Annotated in this window: 18 protein-coding genes and 1 tRNA gene; 11 read left to right on the forward strand and 8 right to left on the reverse strand. The window is 38.2% G+C overall.

The genetic code is table 11. The annotated features are described in order from the left end of the window. Nucleotides 1-35 precede the first annotated feature (35 nt). Together G440_RS0105005 and G440_RS0105010 are read left to right on the forward strand one after the other, a co-directional pair. Nucleotides 36-1,016, forward strand: a complete 981-nt coding sequence (locus G440_RS0105005; RefSeq protein WP_026450299.1) for a YitT family protein — start codon at nucleotides 36-38, stop codon at nucleotides 1,014-1,016. A 76-nt stretch (nucleotides 1,017-1,092) separates the two neighbouring features. After that, nucleotides 1,093-1,167, forward strand: a tRNA-Val gene (locus G440_RS0105010). A 32-nt stretch (nucleotides 1,168-1,199) separates the two neighbouring features. On the opposite strand, the gene G440_RS0105015 is transcribed toward G440_RS0105010, so the two are convergent. Then, on the reverse strand, nucleotides 1,200-2,480 hold the full coding sequence (locus tag G440_RS0105015) for a UDP-N-acetylmuramoyl-tripeptide--D-alanyl-D-alanine ligase (RefSeq protein WP_026450300.1): 1,281 nt from the start codon (nucleotides 2,478-2,480) through the stop codon (nucleotides 1,200-1,202). 69 nt (nucleotides 2,481-2,549) lie between these two features. After that, a complete protein-coding gene (gene gldJ / locus G440_RS0105020; RefSeq protein WP_084426616.1) occupies nucleotides 2,550-4,217 on the reverse strand; it encodes a gliding motility lipoprotein GldJ in 1,668 nt (555 codons plus the stop codon). A gap of 222 nt (nucleotides 4,218-4,439) precedes the next feature. Here gldJ and porU point away from each other — a divergent pair, with 222 nt between their 5' ends. The 6 genes from porU (at nucleotide 4,440) to G440_RS0105055 (ending at nucleotide 13,945) form a co-directional block, all read left to right on the forward strand. After that, on the forward strand, nucleotides 4,440-8,300 hold the full coding sequence (gene porU / locus G440_RS0105025; protein ID WP_026450302.1) for a type IX secretion system sortase PorU: 3,861 nt from the start codon (nucleotides 4,440-4,442) through the stop codon (nucleotides 8,298-8,300). A 34-nt stretch (nucleotides 8,301-8,334) separates the two neighbouring features. Beyond that, nucleotides 8,335-9,504: a type IX secretion system outer membrane channel protein PorV gene (porV, locus tag G440_RS0105030; RefSeq protein WP_026450303.1), complete on the forward strand. Its 1,170-nt coding sequence runs from the start codon at nucleotides 8,335-8,337 to the stop codon at nucleotides 9,502-9,504. 167 nt (nucleotides 9,505-9,671) lie between these two features. Beyond that, nucleotides 9,672-10,154, forward strand: a complete 483-nt coding sequence (gene cdd / locus G440_RS0105035) for a cytidine deaminase (protein WP_026450304.1) — start codon at nucleotides 9,672-9,674, stop codon at nucleotides 10,152-10,154. A gap of 209 nt (nucleotides 10,155-10,363) precedes the next feature. After that, nucleotides 10,364-11,362: a pyruvate dehydrogenase (acetyl-transferring) E1 component subunit alpha gene (gene pdhA, locus G440_RS0105045; RefSeq protein WP_026450305.1), complete on the forward strand. Its 999-nt coding sequence runs from the start codon at nucleotides 10,364-10,366 to the stop codon at nucleotides 11,360-11,362. Nucleotides 11,363-11,365: 3 nt separating this feature from the next. Continuing rightward, nucleotides 11,366-13,120 carry a pyruvate dehydrogenase complex dihydrolipoamide acetyltransferase gene (locus G440_RS0105050; RefSeq protein WP_026450306.1) on the forward strand — a complete coding sequence of 585 codons (1,755 nt, stop codon included), beginning with the start codon at nucleotides 11,366-11,368 and terminating at the stop codon, nucleotides 13,118-13,120. 144 nt (nucleotides 13,121-13,264) lie between these two features. Further along, entirely contained in the window at nucleotides 13,265-13,945 is a 681-nt protein-coding gene (locus G440_RS0105055) for an SDR family NAD(P)-dependent oxidoreductase (protein WP_026450307.1), read from the forward strand. 334 nt (nucleotides 13,946-14,279) lie between these two features. Here the strand turns inward: G440_RS0105055 and G440_RS0105060 are convergent, their stop codons facing one another. Beyond that, nucleotides 14,280-16,661, reverse strand: a complete 2,382-nt coding sequence (locus G440_RS0105060) for a TonB-dependent receptor (RefSeq protein WP_026450308.1) — start codon at nucleotides 16,659-16,661, stop codon at nucleotides 14,280-14,282. A 256-nt stretch (nucleotides 16,662-16,917) separates the two neighbouring features. Between G440_RS0105060 and G440_RS0105070 the strand changes: the two genes are divergently transcribed. The 3 genes from G440_RS0105070 to G440_RS0105080 all read left to right on the forward strand — a co-directional run bounded on the left by G440_RS0105070 (nucleotide 16,918) and on the right by G440_RS0105080 (nucleotide 20,394). Next, the gene (locus G440_RS0105070) at nucleotides 16,918-17,514 is read left to right on the forward strand and encodes a SprT-like domain-containing protein (RefSeq protein ID WP_026450310.1); all 597 of its coding nucleotides are present in this window, start codon (nucleotides 16,918-16,920) and stop codon (nucleotides 17,512-17,514) included. A gap of 364 nt (nucleotides 17,515-17,878) precedes the next feature. Beyond that, the gene (locus tag G440_RS0105075; RefSeq protein ID WP_026450311.1) at nucleotides 17,879-18,958 is read left to right on the forward strand and encodes a mannose-1-phosphate guanylyltransferase; all 1,080 of its coding nucleotides are present in this window, start codon (nucleotides 17,879-17,881) and stop codon (nucleotides 18,956-18,958) included. Continuing rightward, a complete protein-coding gene (locus tag G440_RS0105080) occupies nucleotides 18,958-20,394 on the forward strand; it encodes a DUF389 domain-containing protein (protein ID WP_026450312.1) in 1,437 nt (478 codons plus the stop codon). The genes G440_RS0105075 and G440_RS0105080 overlap by 1 nt, the downstream gene beginning before the upstream one ends. Before the next feature lie 4 nt (nucleotides 20,395-20,398). Here the strand turns inward: G440_RS0105080 and G440_RS0105085 are convergent, their stop codons facing one another. The 5 genes from G440_RS0105085 to G440_RS0105105 form a co-directional block, all read right to left on the reverse strand. Then, nucleotides 20,399-21,163 carry an ABC transporter ATP-binding protein gene (locus G440_RS0105085; protein WP_026450313.1) on the reverse strand — a complete coding sequence of 255 codons (765 nt, stop codon included), beginning with the start codon at nucleotides 21,161-21,163 and terminating at the stop codon, nucleotides 20,399-20,401. Next, a complete protein-coding gene (locus tag G440_RS0105090) occupies nucleotides 21,160-21,900 on the reverse strand; it encodes an MlaE family ABC transporter permease (protein ID WP_026450314.1) in 741 nt (246 codons plus the stop codon). The genes G440_RS0105085 and G440_RS0105090 overlap by 4 nt, the downstream gene beginning before the upstream one ends. 361 nt (nucleotides 21,901-22,261) lie before the next feature. Beyond that, nucleotides 22,262-23,371: an alkaline phosphatase gene (locus G440_RS0105095; RefSeq protein WP_026450315.1), complete on the reverse strand. Its 1,110-nt coding sequence runs from the start codon at nucleotides 23,369-23,371 to the stop codon at nucleotides 22,262-22,264. A 273-nt stretch (nucleotides 23,372-23,644) separates the two neighbouring features. Beyond that, nucleotides 23,645-24,505 carry a glycosyltransferase family 2 protein gene (locus G440_RS0105100; RefSeq protein WP_026450316.1) on the reverse strand — a complete coding sequence of 287 codons (861 nt, stop codon included), beginning with the start codon at nucleotides 24,503-24,505 and terminating at the stop codon, nucleotides 23,645-23,647. Then, a complete protein-coding gene (locus tag G440_RS0105105) occupies nucleotides 24,505-25,026 on the reverse strand; it encodes a class I SAM-dependent methyltransferase (RefSeq protein ID WP_026450317.1) in 522 nt (173 codons plus the stop codon). The genes G440_RS0105100 and G440_RS0105105 overlap by 1 nt, the downstream gene beginning before the upstream one ends. Nucleotides 25,027-25,059 lie beyond the last annotated feature (33 nt).

Consider the following 25,059-nt stretch of genomic DNA (forward strand, 5'->3'; position numbering starts at 1 on the left):
ACTTTGAATCTTCATAAACTCTAAACATAAAGCCTTTGGTCCCATTCTTTAAGAGAATTATAATTGAAGTAGTAAGTCTTCGTAATAAAAATAGGAAGCAACCTGCTTCTTCAGAATCCTTTAATAAAAGTGTCACCAATCTTGAGGTTGAAGTAACACATGAAATTTCGGAGTTATTTATTTTGATTCTCGGGGTGTTATCAGCATCTTTCGGGCTAAAGGGTTTCTTGATGCCGAGTGGTTTTCTTGATGGCGGTGTCACGGGGATTTCGCTAATGATAAACAGCTTGTTTGGAGTCTCGCTCTCGTTGCTCCTTGTGTGTTTTAACCTGCCGTTTTTGATTCTCGCATATTTCTCTATTGGGAAAAGATTCGCAATAAAGAGTGTCCTGGGTATTGTTTTACTGGCAGTAGCCGTAGCATTGATTCCTTTTCCGCAAATAACTGATGATAAAATATTGATAGCGGCCTTTGGAGGACTCTTTTTAGGTTTGGGAATAGGTCTTGCCATTAGAGGGGGAGCAATTATTGACGGTACCGAAGTTCTGGCTATATACATTAGCAGAAAAACAAGTCTTACTGTAGGGAATGTCATCATGCTATTTAATGTGATTATCTTTATGACGGCCGCATACATTCTCTCCACCGAAACTGCCTTATATGCAATTCTCACCTATTTTTCAGCTTCCAAAACAGTCGATTTTGTAATTGACGGTATTGAAGAGTTTATGGGAATCACCATCATTTCTGAGAAAAGTGAGGAAGTACGCTTAGCTATAATCGAAAAAATGGGACGAGGTTGCACTATTTTTAAGGCTGAAAACGGCTTTACTAAGGAAGGCGATCCCCGTAGACCCGTTGATGTGGTTTATACCGTAATTACCCGTTTAGAGATGAGTAAACTGAAAACGGAAATAGAGAAAATAGATAGTCAGGCTTTTATAATTATGACCTCGGTAAAAGATGCCAAAGGAGGAATGATAAAAAAGAAACCCATTAAAAAGTTTGATAAATAACTTTTCAACTTGTTTTTTGTTTTGGTCCCGATAGCTATCGAGATTATTATTTGTATTTTTCCGCTTTAATAGAATAGGGCCATTAACTCAGTTGGTTTAGAGTGTCACGTCGACAACGTGGAAGTCGTTGGTTCGAATCCAACATGGCCCACAATAACCTAGATTTTTCAGTAGATTTTTATTTTATAATAGATCCAGAATTCGTTCCAAAGCCATTCCCCGTGAACCTTTTATCAAGATCCTTGTATTTGTTGGGGGCTTATTCTTAATGTTTGTTTTTAATTCGTCGAAATCTTCAAATTGTTTGATATAGGAAGTTTTGTTTTTTGCTTTAAAAAAATGGCTTCCCACCAAAAATACTTTTCCGAATTCATCTTCGCTTAAAAAATCTACAATGTTCTGGTGTTCTGCTTCAGATTCTTGCCCAAGTTCAAACATATCACCTAAAAACATTATTTTATTATCGCATTTTACTTTTTTAAAGTTTTCCAAAGCGGCCATCATGCTTGTTGGATTTGCGTTATATGCGTCCATTAAGATCGTGTTGGTGTCTTTTTTTATTAATTGGGAGCGATTGTTTGAAGGGACATAGCTTTCAATTCCCGCTTTTATCTTTTCTAAAGAAACTTTGAAATAAGCCCCAATTGCGATTGCAGCCGAAAGATTGGCAAAATTATAAGCTCCTACTAGATTGCTTTGTATTACAGTGCTTTTGAATTTAATAGCAAGAAGATCTGTGCCATCTACCAACTGAATGTCGAAATCTTCACCGGTGGACCCAAAAGTGATTCGGTCTATACCTTCGGAATTATCCATTTGTATGGGATCGTCTGCATTTACAAATATCTTCCGATCGTGTTTTTTCAGAAATTGATAAAGTTCGGTCTTGCCTTGCACAACTCCTTCCAAACTTCCAAAACCTTCCAAATGTGCTTTGCCAAAATTGGTAATATACCCGTAGTTGGGTTCTGCGATTTCAGAGAGCATTTTAATTTCGCCTAAGTGGTTTGCACCCATTTCTACTATTCCCATTTCAGTATGCTTGTCCATTTTAAGCAGGGTCAAAGGGACGCCAATATGATTATTGAGGTTTCCGCGGGTTGCAACAGTTTTAAATTTTTGGGAAAGCACCGCATTAATGAGCTCTTTGGAAGTTGTTTTTCCATTACTTCCTGTAAGAGAAATGATAGGTAGGTCTAGAAATTCTCTGTGGAATCTGGCTAATTGTTGCAGACATACCAATACATTTTCTACAAGAATTGTTTTCCCATCATTTTTATGAAATTCCTCTTCGTCAATAATAACGGCTAATGCGCCTTTATCTATAGCTTCCTCGGCAAACATATTTCCGTTGAAGTTATCGCCTTTAAGCGAAAAAAAAAGACAGTTTTGATAAATGTTGCGAGTGTCTGTACTACCCCCGCTACTTTTTAAAAACAATTGATGTATAACTTCTATATTCATAAAATAAATATACTAAAAAACCCTCCGAAGCTAGATGCTAAGGAGGGCTGTTTTTTAAAAATATTTTACTTAATTTCTTGCACGTTTTTTCTTCTTGGATTTTGAACCAACGCGACTCATAGCACATCTAAACCCGATGTTGTCTGATGCCATATCTTGTGGAAAATAGCGACGTTGTGCAGGGTCTAACCAGTATGCTCTGTCTCTCCAAGAACCGCCTTTGTAAACGCGTACTTCGTTATTTACCAAGGTTGTTCTGCTTGTTGATTTATCATACTGACGATCCAGAGTTCCAGTGCTATCGGCATAAACGTGCTGTACAGGAGAATTATACATTCGGTTCGAGCCTTTTTCATCATCATCTTCTGAGAACGATTGGTAATATCTAGAGGAGCTTTTGTCACCATCTCTAAAATCACGGTTATCGCTTTTTGAGAAATTGGTACGCAAATAAGCGTCGTCTTCGGTGATAGGAACTCGAACAAGGTCGCCTGGTAAATTACGCGCGACAATTTTACCATTACTTAGGGTGTCAAAGATTATTGAATCCTTAGTTACTATTTTAACTTTTCCGTCCTCTCCAATGGCGTTTTTTGAGTAAACATTACCACGATAATAATTAAAGTCATTAAAGTCATCATCTACAATGGGGCGATAAACATCTGCCACCCATTCGGCAACGTTTCCGGCCATATCGTAAAGACCATAATCGTTTGGTTCGTAAGATTTAACTTGTGCGGTAATGTCAGCACCGTCATCACTCCATCCGGCTATTCCTCCGTAGTCACCATCTCCTTGTTTAAAATTGGCTAATTGGTCACCACGAGATTTTCTTTTTCCTGAGCGGGTGTATTGACCCTCCCAAGGATATTTTTTCTTTCCGCGATATGCATTATAATTACGGATTCCAACCAAACCTAAAGCAGCATATTCCCATTCCGCTTCGGTAGGAAGTCGGTATGATGGCATTAGCAATCCATCTTTACGTTGAATATAAAGGTTTGTACTGTCTTTGCTTCTTTTAGCCATAGACTCAGATTTTTTACCACCACGGGTAATAGAATCGTTACCTCCATAAGCTTGTGTTGGAGCATTTAAATATGTTTCTGTGCTAAAGGTTTGCCCAGGTTCTGCATCATAACGTGCATTACGAGAAGTGATTCCTGCACCTTCCAAAGCCGCTTCGTTTACACGATCAGTTCGCCAGTTGCTGAATTCAACAGCTTGAACCCAACTAACTCCTACTACTGGATATTCAGCATAGGCAGGATGACGAAGATAGTTATTGGTCATAACTTCATTAAACCCTAAACGGTTTCTCCATACAAGTGTGTCAGGCAAAGCACCTTCGTAAATTGTTCTGTAAACTTCATCCGTAGGTGGAAAAACTTTCTTTAACCAATCCAAATATTCAAGATACATAAGGTTGGTTACTTCAGTTTCATCCATATAGAAGGATTGCACGTGCTGTTGGTTTGGAGAGTTGTTCCAGTCGTGCATGGGATCGTCTTGTACTTTTCCCATGGTAAAAGTTCCTCCTTCAACAAAAATAAGGCCTGGGCCTGTTTCCTGTTCTTTGGCCTTGGGGTCATATTGGAAGCCACCTTCTTTGGCGTTCATCTTCCAGCCCGTAGCACGGGAGCTGTTCTTATAATCTCTGGTTTTGTTACAACCTACAAAAAGTGAGGCCACTACTACTGTAATAAATAGCTTAAATGCTAGGTTTTTTCTTAACATCATAGATTCAAATATGATAAAATTGGGTTCGCAATATAGTAATTAACGGTAAAAACACAATAATATTTCATTATAATTGCGTTGTGGATTCTTCTAAAGGTTTTAAGACCAACCAGTATGCAAACGTATTAGTTTTAAAATTATTATCCTAATATCATATTATAGAAAAAGTTTAAATTGTTGCCCTATACTAAGTGTATATTTGCTGCGTTAATGTTATTAATGAGAAAAGCTATACTTCTTTTTGTTTTGATTGCGATGCCCTTTTTAGGAAGAGCACAGTCAAAAAGCATTATTATAGATTGGGGTGAGGCCAGCACCTCTAGTAGTTTTAATGCTAATAAACCTAGTGTTTCAACCACGGATAGGGCGCTTGAATCACTGAAGATCCAAATGGATAAAGAGACGGTCCGTTATACCACACAGTGGGAAGACGGTGCTTTTGCAGATCCTAATTCTGTTAGGGTAACCAATGTTCGTTATGGATCGGTTTCTTCTGAAGAATTAAGCAGAATGTCTCCTGAATTATTACCAAATACCTTGGAATACGCTATTGGTAGCTCTATGGCAAGGGATGAGCTCTTGACTATCTTTAATATTTCACCCATCATAAAAAACAACGGTAGCTACCAAAAAGTGCTTTCTTTTGATGTAAATTATAGATACGGGCCACAAAATCGAAATCCGCCTCCAGCTATTGTCAATTCAGTACTGGCAACAGGACAATGGTTTAAGTTTAAAGTGGAAAAGACAGGTGTTTATAAAATTGATAAGTCTTTTCTAAATAGTTTGGGAATGAATACCGATGGTATCAACCCGAGAAATCTTAAAATTTATGGCCACGGCGGAAAATCACTACCGCTCCTTAATAGAAAAACACGTTTTTTTGATATTCCTGAAAATTCAATTCAAGTTGTAGGCGAAGAAGATGGTAGTTTTGACGGCGGTGATTATATTGTGTTTTACGGCACCAATACGGAAGGCTATGTTAGGGAAAACGACTCTAACTTAAACCCGTATAGTGATGATTCCTATTATTATGTAACCGCTGATGGTGCTGCAGGAAAACGGATAAGCACTATGGTGGAGCCCACGGGTGCGGCTACCTTGAATATTAGTGAATTTGATGAATATCAGTTTCATGAAAAAGATGAGTTTAGCCCAACCAAATTGGGAAGGAAATGGTACGGAAACCGATTCGATATTGAAAGTGAACAGAGTTATAGTTTTGAATTTCCAAACATTGTCGCGGGAAAACCAATACAATTGGTTTTAAAGGCTGCCGCTGCTTCAGAAAGTATTACTTCTTTGGCGGTTTCAGTAAACAGCACAAGCTTAAATCCAATAAACTTTTCTGCTTTGGGGGACCAAGGCTTATTAAAATTGGGGTTTTTAAAAACTTCGGTGCCGATTAATAACGAAACTGTTACAGTGGATCTGGCCTATAATAATGCTGGAAATCCATCTAGTGTAGCCTATCTTGATTATATTGGTATCTGGGCAAAACGAAAGTTGAGTGGTACCGATGGACAATTAGCGTTTCGCTTTAACGATGCCGCTACTGTTTCAGGCATTGGCGAATATCAAATTAGCAATGCTTCCCAGTTTTCGCAAATTTGGGATGTTACCAATCTTGATTTTATAACCTCCAAGCAAAACGGGGAAGGTGCTTCTTCCATCAGCTTTAAGCAGACATTGGGTCAAGTTCGTAACTATGTGGCGATTAATCCCAATGATTATTATACGCCTACAAAAATTTCAAAATCGGTAGTTCAGAACCAAAATTTAAAGGGAACTATATTTAATGATGAATCTGGCAATTTTAAAGATGTAGATTACATTATTATTACCGCGCCCTTTTTGATTCAACCAGCCTTACGCTTGGCCACCCATAATAAAAACTTGCAAGGCCTTAATGTGAAAGTAGTAACTACGGATAGAATTTATGAGGAATTCAGTTCGGGCAGACAGGAAATAAGTGCCATCCGCAACTTTATAAGATACGTTTATTACAATGCCTCAACACCATCAAAGCGGATCAAGTATGTTGGAATCATGGGCGATACTTCCATAGATTATAAGAATAGGCTTTTTAACAATAACAATATTGTTCCTACTTATCATATACAAGAAGGAACTAGTATTAGCAATTCCTTTATGTCTGATGATTTCTTCGGAAATATGGATGAAAATGAAGGTACTATTGGCGGAAATACTTATGAAAATGATGACGACCGATTTGCTTTAAGCGATATTGACCGGCTAGACATAGCCATGGGGAGAATAGTGGTTGATGATGTTTCCTTGGCCAATGCTATGGTGGATAAGATTGTTAGGTATAATGAGAAAAATTCCTATGGCAACTGGCGAAATAATTTCGTGCTAATTTCAGACGATGTTGACAAACCGACTGAAGCTATCCTACAATCAAAATTAGATGCGCTAGGCAATACTATTTCAGAACAAAAACCCTTTATAAATGTAAAAAAAATTCATTCAGATGCTTTTCAACAACAGGCTTCTGCTGGTGGTAATAGATATCCTGAAGTCAATGAAGCTATTAAAACAGCCATCGAGGCTGGCGCGATAATCATCGATTATTTTGGTCATGGCGGGGAAGACGGACTAGCCCATGAGGCTATCTATACCAAAGAAGCTGCCCAGGAATTAAAAAATAAAGATAAGCTTCCTTGTTTTATAACCGTTACTTGCGAATTTACAAAATTTGACAATCCATTGCGTATTACGGCGGGTGAATTGACCTATCAGAACAAGGAAGGCGGTGCTATTTCATTGGTTACAACAACAAGGGCCGTATTCATAAATGATGGCGTTGACCTTAATGATCTTTTGGGGGATCAACTTTTTGGTTATGATAGAGATGTGCCCGTGCCGCCTGCGGAAGGGCTCAGAAGAGCAAAAAATTTAACGGGAACAGCATTGAGACGGGTAGTTTTTTATATAGGTGATCCTGCAATGCCTCTTGCGTTTCCGAAGAAAAATATTCGCCTTACCACTTTAAATGAAGTGCCTATTGATCAGGCCACGGATACGCTTAAGGCTTTAAGCAAAATAAAACTCCAGGGTGAGGTGGTTAGTGCCTCGGGAGCTTTGTTGACAGATTATAATGGTATACTAGAAGCTAAGATTTTTGATAAAAATGTGATGCGTCAAACCTTGGATAATGATAATCAAGGAGTTGTTATGGATTTCACGACTTTAGGAGAAAGCCTCTTTAACGGACAGGCGAGTATAGCCAATGGACGCTTTGAGTTTGAATTTGTCGTGCCTCGGGATATTCAAATTCCAGTAGGAAATGGTAGAGTGAGCCTCTATGCAAAAAGAAATGATGCCTTGGAAGATCAGACTGGTGTAAACCTGGACCTAAAAGTGGGTGGTCTCAATGAGGATGCTCCTGAAGATAATGAAGGCCCATTGATACAGCTTTTTATGAACGATGAAAGCTTTGTTTCAGGAGGAATAACTGATGCCAGCCCTATACTTCTGGCCAAATTGGAGGATTCGAATGGAATAAACACCGCAAGTGGTATTGGCCATGATATTGTCGCCGTTTTGGATGGCGATGAATCCAATCCATTTTTACTCAATGAATTTTACCAAGCAGAAGTTGACGATTACACAAAAGGGAAAACCCATTTTAAGTTTCGCGATTTAGAAGACGGCTTGCATACGCTTAAACTGAAAGCTTGGGATGTTTACAATAATTCATCAACTGCCGAAATACAGTTTATTGTTGCCGGTAGCGGTAAGCTCGAAATTTCCAAAGTACTCAATTACCCAAATCCATTTGTAAATTATACCGAATTCTGGTTCAATCACAATAGACCCGATGAAACCTTAGACGTACAAGTACAGGTTTTTACCATTACTGGAAAAGTTGTATGGACCAAAAACGCTTCTTTACCGCCGTCGGGCAGCTATTTGTCAAGAGAAATAACATGGGATGGACGTGACGATTTTGGCGATCGTATAGGAAAAGGTGTCTATGTATATAAGATTACCGTTAAATCTGCGTTAACAAACCAGCGAGTTGAAAAATTTGAGAAACTCGTCATCCTTTAAAAATTAAAATTATATTTGTCCAAAATTAATTAATATGAAGAAATTATTTATTCCAATTTTGTTGGGCCTCGTGGCTTTTAAATCTGTTGCTCAAGAAGATAATGCAGGTAACACCGGAATTGAAAACCGTGTGATCACAACAGGTGTTCCGTTTATTTTGATTGGTGCAGATCCGCGTGCTGCTGGTATGGGTGATATAGGGGTCACTACCTCTGCAGATGCATTTTCACAACAATGGAACCCTGCGAAATTTGCATTCTCAACTTCAAAGCAAGGGATAGGAATAACCTATACCCCTTATTTAAGTAAATTGGTTAACGATATATTCTTAGGTAACCTTACCTATTATAACAGAATAAATGAAAGAAGTGCTGTTGCAGCAAGTTTTCGTTATTTCAGCCAAGGTGAAATAGAACTTCGCCAAACGCCAGATGACGTTGGTCTAATCGTGAAGCCAAATGAACTTCTTTTTGATGTGTCATATTCCCTTCGTCTTAGCGACCGCTTTTCTATGGGTGTTGCCGGTAGATATATACGTTCCGATCTAAAATTGCAAACATCTATTGAAGATGCTAATGCGGCAAGTTCTTTTGCAGTGGATATCTCTGGTTATTACCAGAGTGAGGAAATTCCTTACAATGATTTTGACGGACGTTGGAGAATGGGATTCAATATTTCAAACATTGGTCCCAAATTAAAGTATGATGAAGTTGGTTCAGAAAGTAGCCTGCCAACAAATCTTGCTCTTGGGGGTGGATTTGACTTCATTCTAGACGAATACAACAAAATTGGTGTTTCTGCAGAAATTAATAAGCTATTAGTGCCCACGCCAAGCGATTCTAATAATGATGGTAAAATAGATAGAAATGATGATTACTATAATGAAAGTTTCGTTAGTGGAATGTTTTCATCTTTTGGAGATGCACCTGATGGCTTTAGTGAGGAGTTAAAGGAAGTAACTTGGGCTTTAGGGGCTGAATATTGGTATCAAGACGTATTTGCTTTCAGAGGGGGGTACTTTAATGAAAGTGATGTAAAAGGATCACGAAAGTTTGCTACTATTGGAGCTGGCTTCCGTTATACTGCTATCAATATTGATATTTCGTATCTGTTTTCTACTTCCAAATTGGCAAACAGTCCATTGGACGGAACGCTTCGTTTTGGTCTAACATTTAACTTTGGTGATACTTACGACGAGTATTAAGGAAAAAGGTTTATGAGTTTAAACGTTGAGGAGTTGAGAAAAACTCAGAACATACTTTAAATTGTCTTGTCATATAAACACAAAACTCATCAACTCAAATTTAACCATCTGCAAGGCGTCATTGCGAGTGCAGCGAAGCAATCTCCTTGTAGGGCTATAATAAACTATTGAAGAAACAAAAAGTTGAAATCCAATTAGAAGTTTTTGAATCCGTTTCAGAACTTCCAAAAGATATCCAGGAATTAATGAACAAGGCGCAGCAAGCACGTGAAAATGCTTATGCGCCTTATTCGCGTTTTAAGGTGGGGACCGCAATCCAGCTTTCTTCGGGCGAAACTACCATAGGTAGTAATCAAGAGAATGCTGCTTATCCCTCTGGCCTCTGTGCAGAGCGAGTTGCGATTTTTCATACAGGAGCTCTTTTTCCCAATCAAGAAATTAAAGCAATGGCAATTACAGCGAGTTCTCCCAGCCAAGTGCTCTCAGAACCCATTGGTCCATGTGGCGCCTGCCGTCAGTCTATGGCAGAATATGAGCAAAAACAAAATGCCCCAATTGCCGTTTACTTTATGGGCGAAACGGGAAAGATTGTAAAAGTCAATAAGGTGATGGACTTGCTTCCGCTGGGTTTTGATGCGACATACCTTTAAAACGAAAGCGCCAAACTTAAAGTACCAAATTCCAAAACTAAAACTCCAAATTCCAAATTTCAGACAATTTGGAATTTGGAGTTTTTATTTTTTGGAAATTATTTGTCATTTGTTTTTTGGGATTTGGAAGTTGCATTTTCTCCTTATAAAGTGCTACTTTTGTTACCCGTTTAATAATTTTCCCCTTTGGGAGCACTTATCGCAGATAGATGAAGAAAATCACCAAAAAAACGTATCTTGACTGGTACGAGAACATGCTCTTTTGGCGCAAGTTTGAAGATAAACTAGCGCAAGTTTATATCAATCAAAAAGTAAGGGGCTTCTTGCACCTTTACAACGGTCAGGAGGCAGTTCTTGCGGGAGCACTCCACGCAATGGATCTTTCCAAAGACCGAATGATTACAGCATATCGAAACCACGTACAACCAATTGGAATGGGCGTGGATCCTAAAAAAGTAATGGCAGAACTTTATGGTAAGGCAACTGGTACCTCACAAGGGCTAGGTGGCTCTATGCATATTTTCTCTAAGGAACATCGTTTTTATGGCGGTCACGGTATCGTGGGAGGCCAAATTGCACTTGGAGCTGGATTGGCCTATGCCGATAAATATTTTGACCGTGATGCTGTTACCCTCACCTATATGGGCGATGGCGCAACACGTCAAGGATCGCTTCACGAAACTTTTAACCTTGCCATGCTTTGGAAACTTCCAGTGGTGTTCTGTGTAGAAAATAACGGATATGCTATGGGAACTTCCGTAGCTAGAACTGCAAATCACACAGATATCTGGAAACTCGGTCTTGGTTATGAAATGCCTTGTAAACCGGTTGATGCCATGAAACCTGAAGTGGTTGCAAAGGAAATGGACGAAGCTATAAAACGCGCGCGTCGCGGTGATGGCCCAACCTTTTTGGAATTGCGTACCTATCGTTACCGCGGGCATTCTATGAGTGATGCACAACATTATCGTACCAAGGAAGAAGTTGCCAAAAAGCAGGAAGAGGATCCAATTACATACGTGCTTCATCAGCTTTATGAAAATAAATGGGCAAACGAAGAAGATATAAAAAAGATTGAAAAAAGAGTAAAGGATTTGGTGACCGAGTGCGAAAAATTTGCCGAGGATTCTCCATATCCAGAGAAGAATGTAATGTTTGACGCTGTTTACGAACAGGAAGATTATCCTTTTTTATCAGATAAATTATAAGAGATGGCAGAAGTAATAAAAATGCCGCAATTAAGCGACACGATGGAGGAAGGAACGGTAGCAGCCTGGAATAAAAAGGTGGGCGATGCCGTAAAGGAAGGTGATATTCTTGCAGATATCGAAACCGATAAAGCCACGATGGAATTTGAATCCTTCTATGAAGGAACCTTATTGCATATTGGTATTCAGGAAGGAGAAACAGCTCCTGTAAATGCATTATTGGCCATTATCGGAGAAAAAGACGAGGATATTTCGAAATTGATTGACGGATCCTCAGCGAACGATGCTTCGGAAGAAGACGAGTCGAAAGGTCATGATGCTTCCAAAGAAGAAAAATCATCGGCTGCAAACGATAAAAAAGATAACGAGGATGATAAATCGTCTTCTGCTGAAGCTAAAGATGACGACGAATCTGAAAGTGATTCTAGCTCAACTGATCTACCTGAAGGTGTTGAGGTAATTAATATGCCGCGTTTGAGCGATACGATGACGGAAGGTACCGTTGCCGCTTGGTTAAAAAAAGAAGGTGATAAAGTAGAGGAAGGCGATATTCTTGCTGAAATTGAAACCGATAAAGCCACGATGGAATTTGAATCCTTCTACTCCGGAACCCTTTTAAAAATTGGTCTTGGTGAAGGCGAATCAGCGCCAGTTGATACTATGCTCGCCATTATTGGCCCAGAAGGAACAGATGTTTCGGGAATTTCTAAAAAATCCAAAAAAGAATCTTCGGCTAAAGCTTCTGATAAAAAAGAATCTGCAGCTACTGAAAATTCGAAAGATAAAGCTTCTGATAAAAAAGAATCTCCCGCTACCAAAAGTTCGGAGGAGAAAGGTTCCTCCTCTGCCAAACCTGCCCGTCCGGCAGGCGGGGCTACGGAGGACAAAGGAACATCAGAAACAATAAATGAAGGTCGTATTTTTGCTTCCCCGCTAGCTAAAAAATTAGCCGAGGAAAAGGGAATCAATTTGCGCCAAGTAAAAGGAAGTGGTGAAAACGGACGTATCGTTAAAAGCGATATTGAAAATTATCAGCCTGCTGCCAGTGGTGGACAAGCTTACGCTCCAGTTGGAACCGAAAGTTTTGAGGAAGTGAAAAACTCCCAAATGCGCAAGACTATCGCCAAACGTTTGGCAGAGTCTAAATTTTCCGCCCCTGAATACTATTTAACGATAGAGTTGGATATGGATCACGCCATTGCAGCTCGCGAAGCAATCAATGCAGCACCAGATGTCAAGATATCCTTTAATGATATGGTAATAAAAGCCTGTGCCATGGCCTTGCGAAAACATCCGCAAGTAAATAGCCAATGGACGCCTGAAGTGACCAAAATCGCAAAACACATCCACATTGGGGTTGCCGTTGCGGTTGATGAAGGATTGTTAGTTCCAGTTTTAAAGTTTGCAGATCAAATGACGTTCTCGCAAATTGGCGGACAGGTAAAGGAACTTGCAGGTAAGGCTAGAAATAAAAAAATTACTCCACAGGAGATGGAAGGAAGCACGTTTACGGTTTCTAACCTTGGAATGTTCGGAATAACTGAATTTACATCTATTATAAATCAGCCGAATTCAGCTATTTTATCCGTGGGAGCAATCGTTCAAAAACCTGTTGTGAAAAATGGGCAGATTGCTGTGGGCAATACCATGAACATTACTTTGGCCTGTGACCATAGAACTGTGGATGGCGCAACAGGAGCAAAATTCCTACAGACTCTGCGACAGTATATTGAGAATCCTGTCACGATGTTTGTGTAAATAAGAAAATCAAGTGAGTTAGACCTCACAGGTCTTCCTTCGTCATTCGTAGCTTTATGCGAAGTATGAAAGACCTGTGAGGTCTTTTATTTTTCAGACTTCCGGTAAGGATTTATAGACCTTGCAGGTATAAAATATCTTAGCATGAAAAACATAATAATTACTGGAACCTCCCGAGGTATCGGTTTCGAAATGGTAAAGCTTTTTTCTGAAGCTGGCTATAATGTATTGGCGCTTTCGCGGAATTCAAAACCCGTTTCAGCATTAAATTTGAAAAACGTAACTGCTTTAGAGTTTGATATTTCCGATCAATCTGAAATAGTAAAACTTGGCGGTTACCTTCAAACAAAAATGCAGTCTGTTGATGTCTTAATCAACAATGCTGGATATTTGATAAATAAGCCTTTTGCCGAAATCACTTCCGAAGAATTTAAACAATCTTATGATGTAAATGTTTTTGGTCCTGCTTCCTTGATAAGGACCGTCCTTCCATTTATGCACAAGAAAGGACATGTGGTGAGCGTGAGTAGTATGGGTGGAGTACAGGGAAGTGTTAAGTTTCCAGGACTCAGTGCTTATAGCAGTAGCAAAGGCGCAATCATCACTTTAATGGAGTTGCTCGCTGAGGAATACAAAGAATCTGGACCTTCCTTTAATGTTTTGGCCTTAGGCTCTGTACAAACTGAAATGCTGGAAGAGGCTTTTCCAGGGTTAAAGGCACCACTTTCTGCTTCAGAAATGGCACAATATATAATGGATTTCTCCCTCACGGGGAATAAATTCTACAATGGAAAAATAATGCAAGTTTCGAGTACAACGCCTTAAAAGCATTTTCTTGCTCCTTAAAATAATATTGGCGAACCTGTTTACAAACCTAAAAATACTTAAGACGGTATTACGTAGGGTTGAACCCTTCGGGTTAGCTTCCAAACCCAAGCATTAAAACCAATTCTAAACCAATTAATTTCTACTTATAATCCTAGGCTACACGCACCTGTTAATTAAATTTTGCGATCTCGGGCATGCCCGAGTGAAGGTCTTACGTCTTACGTCCTTTCGTCTTAGGTTCTTTTCAACCATTGGTTAAATCTACGCGCAATCATTAAAAAATAAAGGCACGACTTAACATCGTGCCTTCACTAATTAACAACTCAAACAATTAAAAATTATAGCTTAAAACGCCGGCAAAAGATCTTGGATCGGTTTGATTAATAAAACGTGTTCTATAGGCATTGTAACCTACTTTGTCAAACACATTGTTCAATAAGAACTGAAGGCTCCAGTTTTTGTTGAACTGGTATTCTGCTTGAAAGTTTACCAATGTATAGGCATCAACATTAAATGGTTTTTGGCCTGGCACAATACCTTCGTGTGTTACTGGCCCAGAAGACCAATCGTTAATTGGACGCTCTCCGGTAAAATATACACCCGCACCTACTGAAAGTCCTTCTAAAGGATTGTTTCTAAAAGAATAGTTTGCATAAGCATTAAACGTATGTTTTGGCGTATTTAAAGGTGCTGATCCATAAACATAGGAGGAATGTTCTTTATACTGCGCATCAATATAGGCGTAACCTCCAATCAATTCTAAGTTTTCAAGTGGGCGTCCTGTTAATTCCACTTCTATCCCTTGACGTTGGTCATTTCCACCTTTTGCGTAGTAGAGAATATTGGCCCAGGTTTCATCATAAACAGGAAGATTGATATTCTTGTTGTTGATTTTATAAAGCGTTAAATTAAATCGCAACCTATCATTAAGCCAAGTGGTTTTAAAACCAGTTTCAAATTGATCGTAACGCTCATTGCCCAATTCCTCTCCATTTTGCCCCAATCGGGAAGCTGTTCTTGGGTAAGAACTGTTCGTGTAAGAAGCAAAAATATTTACATTTTTAATAGGTGAAACAATAATTCCTCCTAATGGATTAAAAGCGTCACTTCGTGTGTTTTCTACTTCTGAAATTGTTTCAGTAGAGCTATAACGTGCCCCTAAAAAGGTTTTTAACCAGCTATTCCAAGAAATCACATCTTGAGCAACAAAGCCTAAGGAGTTTGTTTTTCCACCGCTAATATTAGCTTCACCGAGTGTTACATTCGGCAATGTATGTGCGATATTTTGATAGACATTAATAGTGTCCACAACTCCAGCAGATTGGCTCATAGTACTAAAATGTGAGGCACGGTAATCAAAACCAACCTGGAAAGTATGTTTTATAGAACCTGTATAAACATTATCTCCAATCAAGTCAAATTGTAGCACGCTGTTGTTATCATCACGGGTAGAAGTGGAGTAACTACGCTGACGTACATTGTAAATGGATTCTTCCCCTTCTTTTATAACTTGCCCTAAGCTTGCGCCTTTATCGTTCAACTTTAAAGAAGAGCTATAGAAAGCCCCTTTTAAGGTGAGCTGCTCGTTTAACTTTCTATCCATTCGAATGGCATAGGTAGTATTTTGAGTGATGGAACGGTCATTTTCAAAGCCCAGAAACTGTGAATGTGGCATGTCGTAAATAGCATTTACATCATTCTCGCCCAAGTTTACAGTACCTAAATCTGGCGTTCTGCTGTCATAATAATGATCCAATTCTAAAGTTACCTTAGTTTTGTCATCGATTTTCCATTCAAAAGAAGGGTTAAAGTAGAAGCTTTCTTTTTGAACCAAACTTCTATAGCTATCGGCTCTTTCCAATGCTCCGTTTAATCGGAACCCAAGATTTTTTTCTTTGTTTAGCGGGCCGTAAAAATCGAAGGTTGGTCTAACTTGTCCGTAGCTTCCACCGCGAAGGCTTACGCTTCCTCCTGTAGTATATTTAGGAGTTTTGGTAACGATGTTTATAATCCCTCCTGGACTTCCCAAATCTGTTGCAACACCTTGAGTTATAGCAGCAGTTCCTTTTAAAACCTGGATGTTGTCCACACCTTGCATATCGGTCAAGACCCCAACGCCACGGAAATCTGAATTTACGCGAACCCCATTTTTAAGAATAGGAATCCCTCTAAACCCACGGGAGGACATACTTTCACGTTTGTTGCCATACGTAGCAAAAGTATAAACGCCCGGTACATTTTTAGTGGCTTGAGAAATAGTTAGCGCACCTTGATCTTCAATCAATTTTTCGGAGAGTACTGAAATACTTTGAATCTGCTCATACGTTTTTAAAGGTAGTCTTGTTATGGATTCTATTTTATCTGGACGATCGTTACGGTTTCCAAAAACTTCTACTTGATCTAGTTCATTGTCGAAAGTAAGCTGGAAAGTAATGCCACTTAAAATAGGCTCATTTGGGTTTATGGCTATTGTTGAAGAATTATAGCCAACGGCACTTGTGGTTAGTTGCCATTCACCATAAGGAATATTGGAAATTGTAAAGCTACCATCGGCGTCGGCGGCGCCACCCTTTTTTAATTCTTGTATATATACACTGGCAAAAGGAACGGGATTATTATCTACATCGGTTACAGTTCCAGAGATTTTTGCTACTTCTTGTGCAACCATAAATTGGGCACATAGGATGAAAAATAGCGATTGAATGATTTTCATTATTTGATTGTTTTTATTTAGACTGAATTTAAATAGGCGGCAAAAATAGAACGAACTTTTATAATTTCAAAGCTTCTTTAGAACTGTTTTAAATACTATTTTATAAATGCTTGAAAGCAAAATAAATGAGAGTTGAAATTTTTTTGAAAACCAATGCTTTTTCTTTTTTTTACTGATAAAAACAGCCTTATATTGGTCTTTACTGGGTATTTTTGAACTCCTAAAGGAAGAATTAAAACCTCCATGTATAGTATTTATGACAGAAATTCTTGAAAAATACATTCCACAAGCTTCCGTGGTACCTGCTTTTGAATTGATAAAAACACATAATGTTCACCTGAAGATTGTGAACGAGCGCGTTACTAGACACGGCGATTACCGAAAAATGGCCAATGGGCAGCATCAAATTACCGTGAACGCATCTTTAAACAAATACCGATTTTTAATTACGCTGGTGCATGAAATAGCCCATTTGGAAGCATTCACGAATTATGGTAGGTTAATAAAACCACATGGGTTAGAATGGAAGCGCACCTTCCAAATATTAATGCTGCCCTATTTAAGACCAGAAGTTTTTCCCAATCAATTATTGCCACTGTTGGCACGTCATTTTAAAAACCCCAAAGCCTCAAGTGATACCGACGCCGCTCTGGCTCTGGCTTTAAAACAGTTTGACCCACCAAACGATAAAAATTATATCTTTGAAATACCATTTGGCAGTCATTTTAGATTGTATAATGGCAAAATATTTAAACGTGGAAAGCAGCGTGTAAAACGTTTTGAATGTCTGGAGGTGGCCACGGGAAGAACATACCTTTTTAATCCAAATGCGGAAGTAGAGTTTTTGAAATGAGTTGAGAGTATTTAGGTGTTGAAAAGATTAATCTTTTAAACTCAAATGAGAATAATAATTTTAAAATGTTGAATAACTTATTAAGGGTTTACCTAGTTTTCACCTAAACTAATAAACTAATAAACTCCTCAACTTTTAAACTTTTTTAGCTCCTAAAGAGGACCAGATCCTCCTACAAGGTGTAATTGCGATTCCTATACCTATCAGTAGAAGTAATCTCCTTATAGGTGTTTTAAAATAGCTGTTGCAATTATTAAAGGACACTAATTGAAATAGATAAAAAAAATTAAAGCTATAAATTAACTAGAGAAGTGCTAGATTGGGAATCTTAACGTATTGACTTCTCAACTCATCGACTATAGATATGAACAAAAACAACTATGCAGTAATTATGGCGGGCGGCATCGGGTCGCGATTCTGGCCAGTGAGTACGAAGGAATTTCCAAAGCAATTTCACGATATGTTGGGAACGGGGCAAAGCTTGTTACAAAAGACTTTTTCGAGACTTCAGAAAATAATTCCATCGGAAAATATCTATATTCTTACCAATGAAATATATCTGGAGCTTACATTGCAACATTTGCCGCAAATTTCGAAAGAGCAAATAGTTTTAGAACCTGCCATGCGGAATACGGCGGCTTGTATTTTGCTTTCTGCCTTAAAAGTTCGAAAGGAAAACCCGGACGCATTAATGCTTGTTGCGCCTAGCGACCACTGGATTGAAGACGAAAATGCATTCGCGGCAGACGTGCGAGCCTGTTTTGGCGCTGCGCAGCGGGAAGATATCCTCCTTACCTTAGGCATTGAGCCAACTTTTCCAAATACAGGCTATGGTTATATTGAAAGTGATAAAAACGATCCTTCTATAATTACAAAAGTGCAGCAGTTTCGGGAAAAGCCGGACTATAAAACAGCCAAAAAATTTCTTACTGCTGGAAACTTTCTTTGGAATGCAGGAATTTTTATTTGGAGCGCAGAAAGTATTATAAACTCCTTTGAAAAATATTTGCCCGAAATGACTTCCCTTTTCTTAAGTGGAATAGATGCTTTAAACACTTCCAAAGAAAAGAGTTTTGTAGATAATAATTATCCCAAAGCAGAAAATATCTCCATAGATTATGGAATTTTAGAGAAGGCGGAGAATGTTTTTGTGAAAAGAGCCAGCTTTGATTGGAACGATTTGGGAACTTGGGGAGCCCTGCACGAAAGGTTGGAAAAAGACGATTCAAAAAATGCTATTGTTAATGCAGAAACTTATTTAGATAATTCAAAAAATAATATGATCTTCACAGCATCTAAAAAGTTGGTTATTTTAGATGGAATTGACGATTATATTGTAGTAGATAATGAGGATGTGCTCTTGCTTTTTCCAAAGCAAAAAGAGCAGGAAATAAAAGAGTTATTGAAAGTGGTTTCAGATAAATTCGATAAAAAATATTTATAATGAGTACATCAGGTAATAAGGATGACATTAATATAACTCCAAATGATGAAGAATTTGAAAATGTAAAACTCAATACTTGGGAGAGCATAAAAAAATTCTTGATTGAGCTTTTTGACATTCGTTCAGATACTGACCGTGATGCGACCATAGATGCTGTAAAGAAGGATATTTCATTTAAAGGACACACAGCCTGGATTCTTATCTTCTCTATTTTTGTGGCCTCCATAGGGCTTAACGTTAGTAGTACGGCAGTAGTGATTGGAGCGATGCTTATATCGCCTTTAATGGGACCGATAGTTGGTATTGGTCTTTCTGTAGCCATTAATGATGTTGAAACTTTAAAACGCTCTTTAATAAACCTTGGAGTAATGGTTTTTTTAAGTGTGCTTACCGCTTTTCTCTATTTTAAGCTTTCCCCACTAACCGAAGAAACACCAGAACTTATTGCTAGAACCTATCCTACTATTCTGGATGTGTTAATTGCAATATTCGGTGGGCTAGGCTTGATAGTAGCAAAAACAAAAAGTGGAACTATTGCCAGTGTTATTTTTGGGGTTGCGATTGCCACAGCGTTGATGCCACCTTTGTGTACCGTAGGTTATGGGCTCGCAGTGGGTAGTGGAGAATATGCGCTTGGGGCGATGTATTTATTTTCTATAAACGCTGTTTTTATTGCGCTTTCCACCTTTATTGTTTCAAAAATTTTACGATTTCCGTTGGTGCGTTATGCCAATAGCAAACGCCGAAGAAGAACTGCGCAGATTGCCTCTGCTATAGCAATTGCAGTGATGGTGCCCAGCATCTATCTTTTTATTAATCTTTTGGATCAACAAGTTTTTGAAAACAAAACGAGGGATTTTGTAAGGACTATTATTAAGTATGAAGGTGCCGAAGTAGTCAAGTTCACACATGATTATAAATCGAAAAATATTGATGTTTATTTAATTGGACGGCCTGTGCCGCAAAACAAAATAAATGATTGGTTAGCTGAACTTGAAAAAACAGAGAGTTTGGAACAAACACATCTTCGCATCTATCAAGGGGCAGACCAATCAGGAGAAATGGCGGCAAAGCTTTCAGGTGAAATTAAGGCAGGAATATTGGAAGATTTATACGTAAAGAACGAACAGATAATTCAGGGTAAGGACGAGAAGATTCGGTTTTTAGAAAATCAGGTCGCACTTATGAAAGTTAGAAATGTGCCTTTTAAACAGTTGAGTGAAGAACTCAAGATAAATTATGAAAACGTAGAGACTTTTAGTTTTTCAAATAAAATTACTACCAACTTTCAGAAAATGGATACCTTGCCTGTAATAAACATTGGCTGGAAAAAAGATATATCAGCTAAAGAAAAAAAGAAAGAATTGAAGAAAATCGAGAATTGGTTAAAATATAAACTGAAATTGGATACCCTTCAGGTTTTGGAATATCAGTAGTTTTTTATCCTTCTTTTAGCTGTACTTCACGGATTTTTTTGAAAAGATTTGAGGAATACACAAAACTAGTGACGTCTTCATTATCGGTTTTAAAGATCTCTTCGTTATCTCCTTGCCAAACTAATTTACCGTTTTTAAGTAGCACTACTTTTTGACCTATTTCCATCACGGAGTTCATGTCGTGTGTTACGACAATTGTAGTAATATCATACTCGTGCGTAATTTCTTGAATTAGATTATCTATCAAAGTGGCTGTCTTAGGGTCAAGACCTGAGTTAGGCTCATCACAGAATAGATATTTTGGCTGATTTACAATAGCGCGAGCAATTGAAACTCGTTTTTGCATCCCTCCAGAAATTTCTGCTGGAAACTTTTTATTTACGTTCTCAAGGTTTACACGTTTTAGAACTTCATTTACGCGTGCTACCATATCAGATTTCTTCTGTTTTGTAAACATGCGTAATGGGAACATCACGTTCTCTTCAATATTCATAGAATCAAAGAGGGCTCCACCTTGAAATAGCATACCTATTTCTTCGCGTAGCTTTCGTTGCTTGTCATCATCCATGTCTTGGATGGCTTCGTTTTCATAATAAATACGGCCTTGTTCAGGTTTAAAGAGACCGATAAGACATTTCAGCAAAACGGACTTACCGCTACCACTTCTACCTATAATTAAATTGGTTTTTCCCTTGTCAAATTCAGTGGAAATTCCTTTTAGGATCTCTTCGTCCCCAAAACTTTTATGTACGTCTTCAATTTTTATCATGAGCTTAAAAGAAGTTGGGTTATTATAAAGTTTGAAGCAATAATAAGAACACTGGTCCAAACAAAGGAATTTGTGCTGGCCTTACCTACTTCTAAGGAGCCACCTTTCATATAAAATCCTTGCCAAGAAGGAACTGTTGCTAGAATGAAAGCAAAAACGAAGGTCTTAAAAAACGCATAAAATAGTTGATAAGGTATAAAATCCTGCTGTACTCCAGCTATAAAGTCTGATGAACTGCTAAAACCACCATACACGCCTGCAACCCAACCGCCTAAAATCCCAAGGAACATAGCGATTACTATTAAGAAAGGGTAGAACATTAAAGCAACTATTTTTGGAAAAACTAAATAGTTTAGCGAGTTGACTCCCATTACTTCCAAGGCGTCAATTTGTTCTGTAACGCGCATAGAGCCGATACTAGAAGTGATAAACGATCCAACTTTCCCCGCCATAATAATAGAAATAAATGTAGGGGCAAATTCCAATATTACAGATTGCCTGGTGGCAAAACCAATTAAAGTATCAGGAATAATAGGGTTATCCATGTTTAATGCAGTTTGGATTGCAACAACCCCGCCCACAAAAAAGGAGATAAACGAAACGATGCCTAATGAGCTGATAATCAGGTCGTTAATTTCCTTAAAAATCAAATGCTTTAAAACCGACGTTTTGGTAAAACTACCAAACACCTTCTTAAGCATTAAAAAATAAGATCCAATATCTTGTATATACTTCATAAAAACGATAGCTACGGCTAAAATACTAAAATTACAGCACTGAAATCAAAAAAGCGCGTTAAGAAAAAAGATTTCGACGGATAGTTGGTAGACGGTAGTCTTTGGTCCGTAGTCGGTAGCGAGACAGTGCTGTAAATTAGCGACAAAATTTCATCTTCAATGTAGTTGCTTGAGCTCCAGCGTAAACATTCTAAACCAAAATATTAAATCGATTAACAATCAAAGGTGGTTGCGTGAATTTCATCGCAGCCAAGCCTTATCTATCGTAATATTAAATAGGTTAACAGTCAAAGGTGGTTGAGTGAATTTCAGCGTGCGCAGCAAAGCTGAAATTAGTACCGAAACCTGCAACCTTGTTCATCTATTTCGCCAAAAGCGCTTTCATTTTATGATAAATCTCGTTGCTTTCATAAATTCCGTTGAAAAGTGAAGCTCCAGGACCTTCTGCAAAAACAGGAACCATAGTTCCAGAGTGACCTGTTGTGGAAAAAGTAGGTTTAATTTTATTGTAATTTTTACCATCGGTAGCAAGTGTAAAACCGCCAGTTTCGTGATCAGCGGTTACAATTACAAGAGTTTCTCCGTCTTTTTTGGCGAAATCCAAAACTTCCCCAATGGTTTTGTCAAAATCCAAAAGCTCTTCAATTAAATAGTCGGCATCGTTGGCATGACCGCCCCAGTCTATCTGGCTACCTTCAACCATCAGGAAAAACCCTTTTTCGTTTTTAGATAATTTTTCTAGTGCCAGTTTTGTGGCATTTGGCAAAAAATCACCTCGACCTTCGCTCATTTTTGGCATTCCGTCTTCAGCAAGAAGGATTATTTCATTGTTTCTACTTGGAGTTTTTGGAAGTTTATCAGTAAAGACATCATATCCTTTTGCTTTCATATCATCTAAAAGATTTTCTCCATCTTTTCTATCGTTGAAAAACTTTAACCCACCGCCTGCGAAAAAGTTGACGCCGCTGTTAGGTGCAAAAGCGGTAATATCTTCATAAAATCTTCGCGATTTTACGTGCGCATAAAAACTTGCAGGCGTTGCGTGTTGAATGGAAGAAGTGGCAACAATCCCAGTGCTATAACCTTCTTTTGAAAGTTGTTCCACGATTGTTGGCACGGCAATAGTGTCTTTGTCAACGCCGATTGCGCCGTTATATGTTTTTACTCCAGCGGAAAAAACCGTAGCTCCAGCTGCAGAATCGGTAACCAAGTCGCTTGAAGATGAGGTTTTGCTGAGTCCAATGGTGTTAAAGCGTTCAAAATTTGGCTTTCCATCTTTTTTATAATAAATAGCAGCAGAAACCTGACTCAAGCCCATTCCGTCACCAATAAGAAGGACGATGTTCTTTGGTTTTCTTACTTCAGAAGAAACAGCTGAAACAGTATTGTCACTAACTTTTACTGAAATGCAAGATGTTGTAATTACGGAAAATGATAAGAGAAGCGCGAGAAGGGAAAGCTTAAAATTCATTGTAGTTTGTTTTTATTGCAAAAATAGGCAATATAATAGATTTTGAAATGAAGTTGAAGTTGAAGATGAAGTTGAAGGTGAAATCGAAATCGAAATCGAAAATGATAAAAAAGTTGGCAGTTGCAGTTGGCAGCCCCAGTAATTTAAAATCTAAATCAGAAAATTCTATTTCTAATTAAACAGGGCTAAAATAGAAAAGTAAATTCTGATCAACGGTGGCTGAGTGTTTTGAAAGCAGACCATTTATATATATTGAGAGGAATAGGTAAACTTTCAAAATGTATCGAAGCCGAGTTTTTTTCGAATTTTGCGCCAGCGCAGTTTTCTTATAAATTCTCCTTCTTCTTCGGAAACGATATAATCCAGTTTCTTTTTTTTAGCTTTTTGATAGCCTTCGATACAATTCTTAAAAAACCGGAAATCTTGTTTTTTTGAAGCGAGTTTGGCTGAAGCAATCAGGGTGAGCGAGAATCCATAACGCATTTTATAGAAAGCTTCACCTTGTCGGTATTTTGCGGCTTCAGTATAAACCTTTCCAGTCGGTTTTAGGTGTTTTACCTGAAGTGAAGGATATGTTTTTACTTTCCATCCGTGAAATTGGGCGAGGAGTTCATCTACGGTGTCCCAGCCCATGGATTTTTTGAGTCCGCCTATTTCTTGAAAACATTCTTTTCGATAGGCTTTTAAAGCTCCTCGAATATGGTCTTTGTTCGTGAGGTTTTCCACAATCCAATTGCCATCTTTTTCAATAGTACAAAAGCCTCCCGCGATTCCTACTGCGGGATCGTTTTTGAAAGCTAGAGCTATTTTTTCTAAATAATCCTTTGGAAAAATTAAATCTGCATCAAATTTGCAAATAATGTCGAATTCAGTATCTAGTGTTTCTAAGCCTTTATAAAAAGCGTTTATTACCTTGCTTCCCGGCTCATGAAGTTTATCTGAGTTGTGAAAGATCCCTTTAATAAATTGGTATTTTTCTGAAAATTGATCAATTATTCTTTGTGTGCCGTCTGTGGAAGCATCGTTCACAACTATTACTTTTTTTGGAAGTAGGGTTTGTCCAACAAATGACTGGAGCATGTCGCCAATAAATACTTCTTCATTATGGGCAGGTATGACGATGTAGAAATCCATTAATCTCTTACTGCATATACCAAGTAATAGCGCGGCGTAATCCTTCGTAGAATAGGACGTATTCCGATTTTCTTAATTGGATTTGTAAATTTTTCACTTTTTACAATTCGCCATCCCGCTTTTTCCAGTAACCAGTCAAATTGCCAATCTTCAAATTCGTGGTAGTGACGGTCCCATTTGTCCGTCTTGCTTTGGTATGCTGAGGCGAACCAAAGTTTTAAGGGAATAGAAGCGACTAATTTTTTGGCTTGAATATCTTTTAAAACATTGAAGGGAGAAACTAAATGTTCAAAGATTTCAAAAGCGGTAACAACATCATATTCTTCTGTTTTTACAATAGCTGTTTTAAGATCCAGATCTTCTCCTTTGGAATTGGTAACCTTAAAACCTTCTTTCGATAAGATTTCTGAAAAAGGATTCGGAACACCCAGATCGAGAATTTTTTCTTCTTTAGAAATAACTTCGTTTAAAAAACTTAAGGTGTGCTTGTATCTTTTCTTTGGAAATTGGCCTTCGTACATTGACTTGGTTTCTTAATCGTATAATATTTTGAT

Source organism: Aequorivita capsosiphonis DSM 23843, from assembly GCF_000429125.1.
Lineage (GTDB): Bacteria > Bacteroidota > Bacteroidia > Flavobacteriales > Flavobacteriaceae > Aequorivita > Aequorivita capsosiphonis.

Bases quoted from the DNA above. Each gene is read 5' to 3' on its own strand.
- G440_RS0105080 (WP_026450312.1), top strand. From the start codon at position 18,958: ATGAGTACATCAGGTAATAAGGATGACATTAATATAACTCCAAATGAT.
- G440_RS0105090 (WP_026450314.1), bottom strand. From the start codon at position 21,900: ATGAAGTATATACAAGATATTGGATCTTATTTTTTAATGCTTAAGAAG.
- G440_RS0105100 (WP_026450316.1), bottom strand. From the start codon at position 24,505: ATGGATTTCTACATCGTCATACCTGCCCATAATGAAGAAGTATTTATT.
- porU (WP_026450302.1), top strand. From the start codon at position 4,440: ATGAGAAAAGCTATACTTCTTTTTGTTTTGATTGCGATGCCCTTTTTA.
- G440_RS0105050 (WP_026450306.1), top strand. From the start codon at position 11,366: ATGGCAGAAGTAATAAAAATGCCGCAATTAAGCGACACGATGGAGGAA.
- G440_RS0105015 (WP_026450300.1), bottom strand. From the start codon at position 2,480: ATGAATATAGAAGTTATACATCAATTGTTTTTAAAAAGTAGCGGGGGT.
- G440_RS0105070 (WP_026450310.1), top strand. From the start codon at position 16,918: ATGACAGAAATTCTTGAAAAATACATTCCACAAGCTTCCGTGGTACCT.
- gldJ (WP_084426616.1), bottom strand. From the start codon at position 4,217: ATGTTAAGAAAAAACCTAGCATTTAAGCTATTTATTACAGTAGTAGTG.
- porV (WP_026450303.1), top strand. From the start codon at position 8,335: ATGAAGAAATTATTTATTCCAATTTTGTTGGGCCTCGTGGCTTTTAAA.
- G440_RS0105105 (WP_026450317.1), bottom strand. From the start codon at position 25,026: ATGTACGAAGGCCAATTTCCAAAGAAAAGATACAAGCACACCTTAAGT.
- G440_RS0105095 (WP_026450315.1), bottom strand. From the start codon at position 23,371: ATGAATTTTAAGCTTTCCCTTCTCGCGCTTCTCTTATCATTTTCCGTA.
- G440_RS0105055 (WP_026450307.1), top strand. From the start codon at position 13,265: ATGAAAAACATAATAATTACTGGAACCTCCCGAGGTATCGGTTTCGAA.
- G440_RS0105060 (WP_026450308.1), bottom strand. From the start codon at position 16,661: ATGAAAATCATTCAATCGCTATTTTTCATCCTATGTGCCCAATTTATG.
- G440_RS0105075 (WP_026450311.1), top strand. From the start codon at position 17,879: ATGAACAAAAACAACTATGCAGTAATTATGGCGGGCGGCATCGGGTCG.
- G440_RS0105085 (WP_026450313.1), bottom strand. From the start codon at position 21,163: ATGATAAAAATTGAAGACGTACATAAAAGTTTTGGGGACGAAGAGATC.
- pdhA (WP_026450305.1), top strand. From the start codon at position 10,364: ATGAAGAAAATCACCAAAAAAACGTATCTTGACTGGTACGAGAACATG.